This is a genomic window from Sphingomonas carotinifaciens (assembly GCF_009789535.1).
GTDB lineage: Bacteria > Pseudomonadota > Alphaproteobacteria > Sphingomonadales > Sphingomonadaceae > Sphingomonas > Sphingomonas carotinifaciens.
This window is the reverse complement of the sequence record NZ_WSUT01000005.1, coordinates 2,907,802-2,921,404: the sequence shown is the minus strand read 5'-3', so window position 1 is coordinate 2,921,404 and position 13,603 is coordinate 2,907,802. Positions and strand designations below refer to the sequence as shown.

11 protein-coding genes are annotated in these 13,603 nt (G+C 65.2%); 2 read left to right on the top strand and 9 right to left on the bottom strand.

Features of this window, described 5'->3' with window-relative positions:
• Positions 1-35: 35 nt before the first annotated feature.
• From GQR91_RS15565 to GQR91_RS19960, 3 genes are all read right to left on the bottom strand, one after another.
• Positions 36-1,097: a PepSY-associated TM helix domain-containing protein gene (locus GQR91_RS15565; RefSeq protein ID WP_149680704.1), complete on the bottom strand. Its 1,062-nt coding sequence runs from the start codon at positions 1,095-1,097 to the stop codon at positions 36-38.
• Positions 1,097-3,229 carry a TonB-dependent receptor gene (locus tag GQR91_RS15560; protein WP_149680703.1) on the bottom strand — a complete coding sequence of 711 codons (2,133 nt, stop codon included), beginning with the start codon at positions 3,227-3,229 and terminating at the stop codon, positions 1,097-1,099. Before GQR91_RS15560 ends, GQR91_RS15565 begins: the two co-directional genes overlap by 1 nt.
• A gap of 166 nt (positions 3,230-3,395) precedes the next feature.
• Entirely contained in the window at positions 3,396-3,566 is a 171-nt protein-coding gene (locus GQR91_RS19960) for a BrnA antitoxin family protein (protein ID WP_375781580.1), read from the bottom strand.
• A gap of 378 nt (positions 3,567-3,944) precedes the next feature.
• Here GQR91_RS19960 and GQR91_RS15550 point away from each other — a divergent pair.
• A protein-coding gene (locus GQR91_RS15550) for an IS3 family transposase (RefSeq protein ID WP_164727759.1) occupies positions 3,945-5,095 on the top strand; the annotation gives its coding sequence in 2 pieces (ribosomal slippage) (positions 3,945-4,209 and positions 4,209-5,095; 1,152 coding nt in all).
• Here the strand turns inward: GQR91_RS15550 and GQR91_RS15545 are convergent.
• The 5 genes from GQR91_RS15545 to GQR91_RS15525 form a co-directional block, all read right to left on the bottom strand.
• A complete protein-coding gene (locus GQR91_RS15545) occupies positions 5,049-5,363 on the bottom strand; it encodes a DUF427 domain-containing protein (protein WP_149683632.1) in 315 nt (104 codons plus the stop codon). The two genes, GQR91_RS15550 and GQR91_RS15545, sit on opposite strands and share 47 nt — an antisense overlap.
• 207 nt (positions 5,364-5,570) lie before the next feature.
• The gene (locus tag GQR91_RS15540; RefSeq protein WP_149683628.1) at positions 5,571-7,784 is read right to left on the bottom strand and encodes a xanthine dehydrogenase family protein molybdopterin-binding subunit; all 2,214 of its coding nucleotides are present in this window, start codon (positions 7,782-7,784) and stop codon (positions 5,571-5,573) included.
• A complete protein-coding gene (locus tag GQR91_RS15535) occupies positions 7,781-8,272 on the bottom strand; it encodes a (2Fe-2S)-binding protein (RefSeq protein WP_149683627.1) in 492 nt (163 codons plus the stop codon). The genes GQR91_RS15540 and GQR91_RS15535 overlap by 4 nt, the downstream gene beginning before the upstream one ends.
• Positions 8,269-9,525 carry a cytochrome c gene (locus tag GQR91_RS15530; RefSeq protein WP_311732287.1) on the bottom strand — a complete coding sequence of 419 codons (1,257 nt, stop codon included), beginning with the start codon at positions 9,523-9,525 and terminating at the stop codon, positions 8,269-8,271. Before GQR91_RS15530 ends, GQR91_RS15535 begins: the two co-directional genes overlap by 4 nt.
• Positions 9,526-9,583: 58 nt before the next feature.
• Entirely contained in the window at positions 9,584-11,365 is a 1,782-nt protein-coding gene (locus tag GQR91_RS15525; RefSeq protein WP_149683626.1) for a YbhB/YbcL family Raf kinase inhibitor-like protein, read from the bottom strand.
• A 302-nt stretch (positions 11,366-11,667) separates the two neighbouring features.
• On the opposite strand from GQR91_RS15525, the gene GQR91_RS15520 reads away from it, so the two are divergent.
• Positions 11,668-12,843 carry a CDP-glycerol glycerophosphotransferase family protein gene (locus tag GQR91_RS15520; protein WP_211368623.1) on the top strand — a complete coding sequence of 392 codons (1,176 nt, stop codon included), beginning with the start codon at positions 11,668-11,670 and terminating at the stop codon, positions 12,841-12,843.
• A gap of 172 nt (positions 12,844-13,015) precedes the next feature.
• On the opposite strand, the gene GQR91_RS15515 is transcribed toward GQR91_RS15520, so the two are convergent.
• Entirely contained in the window at positions 13,016-13,594 is a 579-nt protein-coding gene (locus tag GQR91_RS15515) for an NAD(P)H-dependent oxidoreductase (protein ID WP_149683625.1), read from the bottom strand.
• Positions 13,595-13,603: the final 9 nt, after the last annotated feature.

Here is a 13,603-nt window from a genome sequence, read left to right as displayed (position 1 = left end):
GTGATGTCGGTGGTATGCAGCAGGCCGACAACGTGTCAGCGTCTTCTCCGCTTCTTGCGTTTCGCTTGACCGATATTCCACTGCGTTCGCCCGAACCCGTAAATGGCAAGGCTACCGAGCAGTGCTAGCGCAAGGCCGGAGACACTCATCGCCAGTTTCCATAGGATACCGCCGGTCTTGGCAGCATGGACCGGATAGAGCTTCTCGCGGATGGAGGCCGCAGCGTCACGCGTCGCCGGATGGGCGCGGCCGACAATCGCGAGCGTGGACGGATCGGCATAGACGAATGTTCGCCCGTTGGGTGTCCATTCGAACGATTGGCGAAGTCGCAGCACGAGGGGCGCGCCTGCCTTTCGAGGCCATTGCAGCCGGCGAAGTTCGGCACCCGGAAACATGCTGGCGGCCCTGACGAGCAACGGCGTCAGATCCGCGCGAGCATTTCGCTCTTGGACCGAGGCGACGCTCGGCGGTCGCGGACGTGATTCCGCCAGGAGCGGGCCACCGAGTACAGGAAAGACCATCAGCGCCCCCGTCACCAGCGATACGATCAGCAGCGGTGCGGTTACGACACCCATGTCGCGATGGTGATGGACGATCGCGCCGGGCTTCATCGTTGTCGGCCAGAGCCGAAACTGAAAGCGACTGCGCGTCCGCCACCACAGGATGATCCCCGTCACGACTAAGAACAGACCGATCAGACCGGCGACACCCGTCACAGCTTCGCCGACATCGCCGATCAATAACTGGTGGTGCAGGTCAAACATCCATAGCTCGGGCCGCTGCCACGAGGAGGACCAGCGCGCGACCGTCTCACCAGCCTGGCTCAGATAGGCGCCGCCACCGTCCGCGAAGATGACCTGATGGACGCCCAGGCCATCGCCGGCAAAGGTGATGCGGTCGACCGGTCGTGATCCCTCCGCTAGCGTCGTCGCAATCCGCGCCAGGGTCGCGAGATCGGGACGGACGGGATCGCCGGCATGCGCCACGAACGTCAGGTCGTCTCGCCATACCAGCAGCGTTCCCGTCAGCCCCAGCATGGCCAGCAACAGGCCGCCGATCGCGCCGATCCAGCGGTGAAGCAGCGATAGCGTGCGCATCAGAAACCAGCTTGCCAGCTCAGCGTGAAATTGCGGCCCCGCCCGGTGTAGAAGCGGGCATTGTCGGTTGGCCCCTGCGTATCGCTGTAATAGGTGACGTAGTCGGTATTGCCCAGGTTCTGGACACTCAGCATCACCCGGCCGACCGGCAGCTCGTAGGCGACATAGGCATCGAACAAACGGTAGCCGACGAAATCGTTGGCGATCGGCTGCCCCTGAAACCGGCGTGATAAATACCAGCGCCCCTGCGCACGCGCGCTGAAGCGACCGCTGCTATAGTCGAGGTTGAGGTTCAGACGGTCGGGCGAGATGTTGGCGCCGTCGAGATCGGCGTCGAGCGCACCGTCCGCGTTGGTGTCCGTCCGGCCAGTGACGTGGCTGTAGCCGGTCCCGATCTTCAGGCCGGGCAATGGCATGCGAACATCGAGGTTTAGCTCCAGCCCCTCGATGTCGACCGGCTGACGGTTGACGTTGAAGATGCCGTCGTCATTGCGGACCAGCACCTGTCCCGCCTCGCTCGACGACCAGTAATAGGTGGCGCTGGCGACAAGCGGGCCTTGCGTCACCTCGACGCCCACCTCGCGGTTGTTTGAGATGACCGGCGTCAGGTTGAGGAACCCGTCGATCCGCACGTTCGGCTGGCTGATCCCGCGCAACACACGGCCGATGTCGGCGATTGTATAGCCCTCCGCATAGCTGCCATAGGCACGGATGCCCTTCATCGGCTCCAACACGACGCCACCGTTCCACAAGGCGCGGTCGAACGCCGGCTTGCCGCCGGTGACGAAGCGCGAGCCGGATGTCGCCAGCGTCGTATAGTCGGGTACGTCGAGCCGCACATTTTCGTACCGCACGCCGCCCGCCAGCCGGACGATGCCGTTGAACAACCTGAGGTTGGCCTGACCGAACGGGGCAAGGCTGCGGAAATCGGTCTGCGGCACCCATACCCGATCCGTCTGCACCAGTGTCTGCGCAGTGCGGTCCAACAGTGCGTCGAACCCCGCGGTAAGCGTCAGCGCTTCCAAACCGGGAACAGCGCGCTCGTAGCTCACCTTGCCGCCCAGTTTGCGCGACACGTTGCGCGATTGCTCGAACAGTGTGCCGACCGGTGCGATCCGCGCATCCTGGAAGGTTGCGAGGATGCCGCCCGCGAAGGTGTCGCTCGTGCGGTTGTAGAAGCCCTGCAACGTGAACGCGCCGCCTGCGAGATCGCCGTCCGTCAGTGATGCCGACACCATCTGCGCGACACCGGTGGAAGGCTGTCCCGGCGTTTCGCCGCGGCGGGTCGTCGCGGGGATGCCGCGTGCACGGCTGCCCTCTACCGGCACATAATGGTTGTTGCCTTGCAGCCGGAAGCGGTTGGCGATGACCTCGAACCGGGCGGTATCCGACACATCGACGCCGACGCGACCGAAGAAGGACAGCGTATCGGTGTCCTGTATCTCGCTTTGGTTGCCATCATAGCCGATGCGCCTGCCGCGGCCGTCCAGAAATGCTCCGCGTCGTTCGAAAGCGATGCCGCCGGTGGCGTCGAACCGTCCGCTGCGAAAATTGACGACGCCGGCGACCTTGCCGCCAAGTGAAGCACCCGAGAAGTCGTCGCCGCTGTTGCCCTGAAGAAGCGCTCGACCGCTCCAGCCGTTTTCCCGGGGCGCGCGCACCGTGACTTGGTTGACGACCCCGCCCGTTGCGCCGATCCCCTGAAGCGCGTTGGAACCGTAGATGACCTCAATACGGTCGATGAAGAAGGGGTCGATCGTATAGCCGTCGCGCGCACCATCGCGGATCGGCGTGGTCTGCGGGATGCCGTTGATGGCATAGAGCGGTGAGCGACCGCGCAACGTCTCGCCGACGCCGGTGATCTTCTCGCGCGTGGGCGAGAAGGCGGGCAGCAGCGCCGACACCGCGTCGACCACCGATCCAGACACCGTGACCTGACGTGACAGCGTCTCGCGATCGATTAAATCCACCGTCAGCGGCAGGGCACTGGCGGGCAGGTTTGTCCGCGCGGCCGTCACGACGATGTCTTCCCGGCGGCTGTCCAATGGTTCGCCACCATCCCGTGTCTCCTGTGCGCTTGCGCCGGTGACCCAGATGACGCTCACTGCAAGAGCGCCGAGTACGAGCTTCATACCAATTCCCCTTTCGGAGGCAGATACAAACCCCGCTCAACAACTGCAACCGTGTCGCAATAGCGATTGGTATGGACCGGTGTGTAGCGCCGTAAGAACCGGCCCATATGGACACCGTTGCGCACGTTGCACGTGCTCGCGGCATAGATGGTGTCGTAACCCCGCGTCATGGCCGTGCATCCAGCACATAGCTGCGCAGCACAGGGTTGAGCTCGGTCTGATATCCCCGGTCTTGGGCATGGTTCTTGAATGAGGCGACCACGTCAGCATCAATGCGAGCATGACCGGCTTTTTGATCGGGCGGTGTAACCCGGGCGAACCTGTAGCCAAGCCTCAGCCAAAGCTTCCAAGGTTTCCGCCGTTTCTACGCGGTCCTCGGCAAAGCAGCGCGCTTGTCGAGTGCGGCCTGCAATCCGGGGTTAAACGCCTCCTTGCTCATCGTGGCGTTTTCCCTGCTTTGACGCCTTCTCGTCGCCGAGAAGCATGTCTGATTCTCGTTACCGCCATCAGGGCAGTTCATCGGTCGCAACGTTCTCGCAACGCGAAGATGAACAAGCGTCTGAAGTTGGGGGACGTAGGGGAAGGGTGCGAATGTCTGGTTTTGGGTCACTCCATTGTCACGCCGGATGGGTCGCGTATCTCCGGCAATGCAGACAACTGGTTTGGACTTGCCTCGGCAAAGTGGAGAGTTCCCTTGAAGTGAAAGGCGAACTCAATGACGAAGCAGCGACGGTTCACGAAGGAGTTTGAGGACGAAGCGGATCGGCTGGTGGCGACCAGCGGACGGACGCAGCGCGAAATAGCGGAGGATCTGGGAGTGGGGCTATCGACGCTGGTGCGCTGGATCAGCCGCAGCCGGGATCGTCTGGTGGATACGCCGGATCAAGCGCCGCAGGCGGATATGGCTGCCGAGTTGAAGCGCCTTCGGCGGGAGAATGAGATCCTTCGACAGGAGCGTGACATACTGAAGCGGGCGACCGCTTTTTTCGCCCGGGAGGGAAATCGATGAGGTTCCAGCTCATCGATCGGGCGAGAGAGGATTTCCCGGTCCACCGCCTCTGCCGGGTGCTCGGCGTCAGCCAGAGCGGCTACTTCGCTTGGAAGGATCGCCCGGCCAGTCGGCGTCAGCGCGATGACATGGTGATGCTGGCGCATGTCCGCTCGGCTTTTGCCCTGTCGAACGGCACCTATGGCAGTCCGAGAATGACGCGCGAGTTGCAGGATGATGGCTTTGCCATCGGGCGGCGTCGCACGGCGCGGCTGATGCGCGAGAACGACCTGCGTGCCCGGCAGAAGCGCAGGTTCAAACGCACGACCGACAGCGAACACGCCTGGCCGATCGCGCCGAACATCATCGACCAGGATTTCACCGCGACGGCAACCAACCAGAAGTGGGGCGTCGACATCTCGTACGTCTGGACACGGGAGGGATGGCTCTACCTGGCGGTGGTCATCGACCTCTTCTCCCGCCGCGTCGTCGGCTGGGCTGTCGGCGACCGGCTGCACCGCGATCTGGCGCTGGCTGCCCTGCGCAAGGCGCTCGTCATGCGGCGTCCCCCCAAGGGGCTCATTCATCATTCGGACCGCGGTAGCCAGTATTGTTCGGTGGACTACCAAGCCGAGCTGCGTCGCCACGGCATCCGCATCTCCATGTCGGGAAAGGGAAATTGCTACGATAACGCCATGGTCGAGACATTCTTCAAGACCATCAAATCCGAACTCGTCTGGCCCACCGTCTTCTATACCCGTGCCCAGGCCGAGCAGGCCTTTGCCCGCTATATCGACGGCTTCTACAACCCCGTCCGGCGCCACTCCGCGCTCAACTACACCAGCCCGCCGCAGTTCGAACAAACCGCGCCACGCTGAGCAAATGCCTCTCCATTTGAGCGGGGCAAGTCCACTTCGCTTCGGGCCTGGGATCGGAATAGTACCAAGCGGCATCGGAATCATCGGCATCATCGACATGCAGGCTGTAGTATTGAGCAGTGCCCTTCCACGGGCAGATCGACGTGGTGTTGCTTGGTCGCAGGACCGACTGGTCAACGGCATTGGCAGGGAAATAGTGATTGCCTTCGACGATCACGGTGTCGTCGCTCTTCGCAATGACCGATCCGTTCCAACGAGCCTCGACCATTTTCATGTCTCCTGCGTCTTTGTACGTCGGATCGTAACGCTCCGCTATCAGGCTCGACAACGAATGGGGGACCGCTTTCTCCTTAATCGATGTAGCCAGCAACCCCGTCTACACCGTAAAATTTGAGCAGCACTGCCGCAAAAATCGACATGAACGAAAGTCCGAAATGGGGAAGCGGGCAGGGGCCCTCGATTGGCCGATTGTGGGTCAGAATACCTGAGCACCGGGTCGTGCAACGGGCAGCGACCTGATCCTACTTCCCGCCGCCGCCTCTAAGGCATTCGCGAGGGCTGCGGCGGTCGGTCCTTGCGCACACTCGCCCGTGCCCAGGAACGGCATGCCAGGCCGATCCACAACGTCGACCACGATGCTGCGCGGCGCGTCTGCGAAACGGAGGATGGGATAGGTACTCCAATCGTAGTCAATGCGGCGCCCACCGTCAAAGCCCGCCGCCTCGTACGCAGTCCAGCTGAGCGACTGCACGATGCCGCCTTCCACTTGGTTGCGGATGCCATCGGGATTAACGGCCTCGCCGCTGTCGACCGCGGCCACGGCGCGATGGACGATCAGGCGTCCCTCGTCGGGTACGCGCTCGACGTCGAGTGCAATGGCGATATAAGCTCCATGGTTCTTGTAGCGGGCGAAGGCAAAGCCGCGCCCGCGGTTCGGCGACTCTCTGTACCCCTCCCAGCCGAAGCGCGTAGCGGCACGGCGGATCACCCCCGCCGCGCGCGGATCGTCGAGATGCGCAAGGCGGAAGGCAACCGGATCGCGTCCCACCGCCGCGGCGAGCTCATCCATGAAGCTCTCCACTGCGAAGATGTTGAGGTGAGCGCCGAGCCCGCGCAGCGCCGAGACGCGGATCGGCATGTCGGGAAGGAAGTGACTGACGACCCGGCTGTTCGGAAAGGCGTAGAGCGGGATGGCGTTGCGGTCGCCGCCTCCGTTCGGCTGCGGGATCGGCTTGGGCGGGGTGGGAGGGAAGGGGGGAACCATCTCGCGGCCCGCGAGCAGATCGCCCGCGGCGGTCGGCCGCGTGCTGTGCGTATTGCTCCAGACCTGATGACCCCAGGCGACGATGCGGCCGGAGGCGTCGAGGTCTGCATCAAGCTGCGCCAGCATCGCAGGGCCGAGCGGCTCCCAGCCATGCTCCTGCTCGCGACTCCATTGCAGGCGGACGGGCACGCCGGGCATGGCAACCGCGACCAGCGCGGCGTCGCCAGCGACATCGTCCGCGCCGTTGTGGCCGTAGCAGCCCGCGCCCTCTCGGTGGACGCAGCGAACCCGTTCGGCCGGCATCGCCAGCAGTTCGGCGATGGACACGCGCAGCGGCTCGACACCCTGGCTATGCGTCCAGACGGTGAGACGTCCATCCTCGAATAGCGCCACCGCGCAAGAGGGACCGATCGCGCCGTGCATCAGGTACGGCCGATCGTAGCGCGCCGACAGACGCCGCACCGGGCGGGCGTTCGGCTCGTCGCGCCTGTCCTCGATCGTCTGGCTCTCACGACCCATCCGCAGCAGGGCGTCGGGCAGCGCTCCCGGTGCGTTTGCGCCTGCGTCCGCCTCCCAGCCGCTCCGTGCCGCCATGTGCAGCGCGCGTTCGAGCGGCCACTCGCGCGGGCCGACGATCGCGGCGAAGCCGCCGCGGCGCACGACCTGGTCGACGCCCGGCAGCCGCGCGATCGCCGACAGGTCGAAGCGCCCTCTGGTGCCCGAGCTCGGTCCGCGCAGCACGCGCGCGTGCACCATGCCTGGCAGGCGCATGTCGTGGACATAGGCAGGAAGCCCGGTGAGCTTCGCAGGCAGGTCGACACGCGGCACCGGGCGTCCGATAAGCCGGCGTGCCTCCTGGCGCTTTCTCGGGACGTCCGCGCGTGCGCGCACGGCGAGCGAGGTCGTGCCGACGAGGTCGGCATAGCTGACGCTCCGGCCTTTGCCGTCCAGCACGGCGCCATTGCGTGTGAACAGGTCGGTGGCGGCCACGCCCCAGCGCGCTGCGGCCGCTTCGGCCAGCAGCAGGCGGACATTGGCGGCGGCGTTGGCGACAGCGGTGCCGCTCTGCTCCAGCGTCTGGCTGCCTGCGGTCACCCCCTCGTTCGGGGTCAGTCCGGTATCGGCGGTGATGAGGTCGATTTGCTCGAAAGCGACGTCGAGTTCGTCGGCGGCGAGCTGCGCGATGGCGGTCTTGATGCCGGTGCCGAGCTCCGCCTTGCCGGTGAAGACGGTGACGCGGCCATCGGGGGCGATGCGAATCCATGCGTCGAGGTCGGGGAACTTGGCGAGCGTGCCGGGCAGGTCGGGGGCGACCGTCGGCGGCCCGCCGCTTCCCTCGCCGCCGCCGGTCTGCGCGTGCACGGCGGGGGCCAGCGTGAAGACGACCAGCAGCCCGCCGATCATCTCGCGGCGTGACGGGGTCATGTGACCGGCTCCGCGGGATTAACGACCCCACCACCACGCGAAACCGCAGCCCGTCGCACCGCGCGCAGGATGCGCATATGCGTGCCGCACCGGCACAACGAGGGCGCCATGGCGGAACGCATCTCCTCCTCGGTCGGTGTCGTCGTGCGTCGCAGCAGCGCCTCCGCGCGGGCGATCATGCCCGGGATGCAGTAGCCGCACTGGCCGGCCTGTTCGTGGAGGAAGGCGCGCTGGACGTCACCTGGCGCTTCGGCGGTGCCGAGCCCCTCGACGGTCGTCACCGCGCGATCGCCGATGGCACCGACGGGGAGCAGACACGAGAAGACCGGGCGGTCGTCGACGAGGATGGTGCACGCGCCGCACTGGCCGAGGCCGCAGCCGAACTTGGCCGCGTGCAGCCCCAAGTCGTCGCGCAGGACGTAGAGAAGCGGGGTGGCGGGATCAACGTCCGCCCGGGCGACGGCGCCATTTACGTTCAGCTCGATCATCGGCCCTCCTCCCGCGCCTCGGCCACTTCATTCTCCAGGTCTTTCCACGCCGGTCCGGAGCCATGCCGCGCCTTTAGGTATCTGATGATCTCGGCGATCTGCCTGTCGGTCAGCGCGTCGGCATAGGCGGGCATGTACGGGCCGCTCGCCTCCACCGGCGGGCGCAGCCCCTGAAGGATGATCTGGATGGTGTCGCGCGGGTTGTCCTCGTGCAGCGGCGTGCCGAGCGGTAGCACGGGGCGGCCCGCGACAACCATCGGCGCGCCGGGCTCGTGGCAGGTCGCGCACGCCCCTTCGTAGAGACGGGCACCAGCGGGATGCTGCCGCTCCGCCAGGGCGCGGCGATCGGGCAGCGGGGGTTCCACCTTCGCCGCCGGCGCGTCGCGCATCCACCACGCGTAGTAGCGCGCGAGCGCCCGCACGTCCGCTGGGTCAGCCCGTGCCAGATTGTATGTCACGGGCCCCATCGGCCCTGCGGCTGCCGCGTGATCGCGGCTCAGTCCGGTGCGCAAGTAGGTCTCGAGCCGCTGCGGTGTCCAGGCGCGGACCGCTGGCGAGCGGGCGTTGATCGGCGGCGCGTACCAGCCACCCGACCAGCCGCCGGCATAGGTTTCGGCTCCGCGCTTCTCCTGCTGTAACAGCCCGCGCGGGCTGTGGCAGGCGGAGCAGTGCGCCAGCGTCTCGCCGAGGTAGCGGCCGCGGTTCCACTCGGCCGACTGCGACGGATCGGCACGAACCGGGGCCGGCCGGAAGAACAGCAGCTTCCACCCCGCCAGCAGGGGGCGGAAGCTCAGCGGCGGGATCAGGTCGTTGTTGGGCGGCGTCGCCCGCACCGCGGGGCGCGTCATCAGGAAGGCGTAGAGCGCGTCCACGTCCCCATCGGTTACCCCCGCATAGTGGGTGTAGGGAAAGGCGGGATAGAGGTGGCTGCCGTCGCGGCCCACGCCCTCGCGCATTGCCCGGGCGAAGGCTGCACGCGACCAGCGACCGATGCCGGTGCCAGGATCGGGGGTGATGTTGCTGCCATAGATCGTGCCGAATGGCGTGTTTATCGGATAGCCGCCGGCATAGGGGCGACCGCCTTCGGACTGGTGGCAACTGACACAATTGCCGATCCGCGCCAGATTGGCGCCGCGCGCGACCAGCGCGGGTTCGAACGATCGCGGATCGGGACGCTCGACGGACGCGATGGCGGGGCGATGCGCGATGACTAGCAGGATCGCGAACGCCGCCGCCGCGATCGCGAGCGCCACGCCGGTGATCTTCAGGCGGCGGCTTCGCGTCACAGCGCGAGAGGGGAGCCGGAACGGCTCACTTCGGCTCGGCGTATGTGCCGACGAGGTCGCCAGTCGCGATCACGTGCCCAGCCACGGCGGCGAGCAGTTGGTCTCGCGTGGCACCGAGCGGCAGATCAAGTTGGCGGTCGAGCGCGAGCACTTGGAAGTGGTAGTGATGCGGTGCGTCGCCCTTCGGTGGGCGCGGGCCGTACCAGCCCACGGTGCCGCGCCCGCTCGCGCCCTGCATGATGCCCTCGAGCGGCCCACCATTGAGGCGGTCGCGCTCCTGCAGCCCGGAAGGCAGTTGGGTGGTGCCTGCAGGCACGTTCCAGGCGACCCAGTGGACGACTGGTTTCGCAGAGCCGTCCGGGTCCTCGGCCAGGATGGCGTAGGAGGCGGCGTTAGGGACGGCTGTCCAGTTCAGAGCGGGCGAGATGCCGAGGCCGTATTCGCTGTGCTCACGCGGGATCGCACCGTTGGCGGTGAACGCGGCCGCGCTGACGTTAAGCCTGGCCGAGCCGCTCGACCGTGTCTCGGGACGCGTGAGCGCCAGTGGAACGTTGGTGCCGCGTGCCGCCTGGTCTAGCATCGGGCCGGGCGGTGGTGCCAGCGGCGCGGCCTGGCCGGTCGCGCCGTCATAGGTGATGCGGTAGATCACGCCATTGGCGTCGTCGGAAAGCAGGATCGAGCCGTCGCGCATCACCGCCACGCCGCACGGCCGACCGTACTGGCCCGTGCCGTCGCGGCTCATGAATCCGCTGACGAAGGTTTCGACGCGGGTCGCCTGACCGTTGGCATCGAATCGGATTCGCGCCAGTTCGTAACCCGACGCAGGCTTGCGGTTCCAGCTGCCACGCAGCGCCACGAACGCGTCGCCGGCCACGTCCGGGCCGAAGCCGCCGCCCGGGTGGAAGGCCATCTGCATGCCCGCCGAGTGCGCGACGTGCATCACCACCGGATTAGTCGACGCCGCCGCCCATTGCGCGGCGGTCAGCCCGCCGGGCGGCTCGTCCTGCGGGTTCCGCTTGCCGTCCTCGAAGACGTACGGCCAACCGTAGCGCTTGCCGCGCTCAATCTTGTTAACCTCCTCGCGCTGCAGGTCGTTGCCGAGCCAGTCGATCCCCTGGTCCCAGCCCCACAGTTCGCCGGTGCGCGGATGCCAGCCGAAGCCGATCGTGTTGCGTAGCCCCGACGCCCACACCCGTCGGGTCTTGCCGTCGAGGCTCGCGCGGATCAGCGTCGCATTCTCCTGGCTGGACTCGTCGCAGGCGTTACAGGTCGAGCCTGCGCTGATGTAGAGCATCTTGTCAGGGCCGATCGCGAGCGTGCGGTTGAGGTGCTGCCCAGCGTCGGGCAGATCGTCGATCAGCGTTTCCACGGTGCCGATGCCGCCATCGGGTCGCAGGGCTGCGCGGAACACCTCCTTGGCCGTCATGAAGTAGAGCATGCCGTCGTGGATCGTCAGCCCATGCAGGCCGGGCCGGTTGACGATGACGGTCGGCGAGCCGTCGGCACGCCCGTCGCGGTTCGCGTCAACCAGCCGGACGATGTCCGCCTCGGAACGACGGCTGACGTAGACGGAGCCGTCCGGCGCTACCGCAATGACGCGGGTGTTGCCAAGGCCGCTTGCCCATACGCTGGCATGATAGCCGCGGGGCAGCTTCAGCGAAGCAACGAAGTCGGATCCGGGCTTCAGCGGGGTCAGCTCGTAGAAATGCGCCTGGACCGGGCGCTTGTCGTTGTCTTCCGGACTGCCCTGCGCGACCGCAGGCGAGGCGACGAGGATAAGCGCGAGGGAGAGCGGTGCAACGTTCATGAGATACGATCCCCTTGTATTAGGGGTATAATGCGCGAGCGTCGTTACCGGGCGCACGGAGCGAGAGCCGCGCATCGCGATGAACGAACGGCCGCTTTCGGGAAAGGTCGTAAGGACGCTGTACGGCTTCTAATGGCTCTTCTCAGCGATAGGGCACGGCGGTTGCCCGCCCATAAGCACACGAACCTTACATCGCTACGCGCATTCGATACCTGACGCTCGTTCAGGAAGCTGACCCAGGTATAGGTGATGGTAACGTATTGATCACGCCCGCTTCTTTCAAGTGGTCCCTCGCTACCTATATGGCCGCGATGAATATCGCGTTTCTCTTCATCGCAGAGGCTTATCAAGCTTATCATGGGGCAGCTGTCGCCTTTGAGCTGCTCCAGCGGCCGGAGGTAAGCGTGACCTTCTACTACAACGACCCGGAGGTTCCCCATCACCTTGAGCGCATCAGGCGCGCGTATGGAGTGCCGCCTGTAGCCTATGTCCGCCTTGCCCGGAGCATCAAGACCAAGGCGGTGCAAGCTATGCGTGTGTTTGGTCTGGATAAAGAAGCAGTCCTCCGGTCAAACGAAGCCCAACTTGCGCTCCATGACGCGGTAGTGTCGCTTGAGGATACCGCGGAGATCCTGTTTGGCGACAAACCAGCGCCCAAACGCCCCGCCCGCATCTTGATCGTTCATGGCGCTGGCGACCGATACGTGCCGTCGATGCCCCGCCGGGCTCGGTTCGACTTGATCATAGTCCAGGGCGAGAAAATGAAGCAGCGCTTCCTCGACATGGGTATCGCCCGCGTCGGCCGGATTACCGCGCCAGGCTACCCAAAGCTGGACACCAGCCGGCGTCTGGTAGCAGCCGCACAGCCCTTGTTTGCAAATGACCGGCCAATTGTTCTTTATAATCCTCACAAGGTGCGCGGGCTTCAGTCGTGGAGCAGTTTCATCAAACCCATGCTGCGCGACTTCGCCGCGCAACAGGACTACAATCTGATCGTGGCGCCTCACGTGAAGATGTTTCGGAGGCGCTCGGAATGTGCTCGCAATCGCTGGCGTAGCCGAAGCACGGCAACGATCCTGATAGACCCAGAGTCGGACCGTTCGGTAGACAACAGCTACACCACTGCCGCGGATATTTACGTCGGCGACGTTAGCAGTCAGGTTTATGAGTTCCTCGCCCAGCCAAGGCCGTGCGTGTTTCTGAATCCCCATAAAGTCGATTGGGGCAACGATCCACACTTCAAATTCTGGCATCTTGGTGAAGTCATTGAACGACCCGACGAACTGATGGCAGCTATAAACAGAGCCGCTGGACGCCACCCCGCCTATTTGCGCAGGCAGCGTGAACTTGCCAAAAGCTCGTTAGGAGATACATCGGCGGGAGCTGCATCTCGTGCCGCGTCCGACATTCTTGCATTCCTTGACAAAGGAGCGGCCGTGGGAGCAGCGGGCCGTTCCTGGCCCGCTTCCCCTTATTAACCGCGCAAAGCAGACGTTCCGCCCGGCCTCCCAAATCAAGCCAACCAGACAGCTTTGCGGAACACCCACAAGCCTCGAACACCGAGATGAATGAGCGACCGGAGCCGGGAGGCAGGCAGGGCGCCCGCAGCGACCGCATCTGGGTCCTCAGGATACGCGGCTGCATTGCCTGTCACGCAAGGTGGCGGTCAATAAGGCTGGCCACCTTTGATGGCACCGAGGCAAGATCTTCCATTTGTCCATCGATGAGTTCGGACGTGACCACCGGCGCGCCGCAGAAGTCGAAGATGCCATGATCGATCTGGGCGCGCATCGCATCACGATAGCCATGCTTGGCATAGGTCGCGGCACTGGCCCCAGCCAGCGCGATGAGATGGACGTTCAACCGTCCGAGTTTCTTGACGATACGCCCATCGGCATTCTCTTCGAATGCCCATCCGGACACGAACACACGATCGATCCAGCCCTTGAGCACCGCCGGCATTGACCACCAGTAGACTGGGTGGACGAGGACGAGGTGATCGGCCCGGTCAATCCGCTGCTGCTCTCGGCGCACATCAGGCGGGGTCGGGCCAGCTGCGGTGAATGCTGCATGGTCCGCAGGCCCGAAGACCGGATCGAACCCTTCCGCCACTAGATCGACAAGTTCGACGGAGTGTCCGAGCGCTGTCCCCGCATCGAGGATTGCGGAAGCAACGGAGCAGGTCAGCGACGGGCCGGCAGGATGCGCCATGACGAGGAGGATGTGCATTGCTACTAA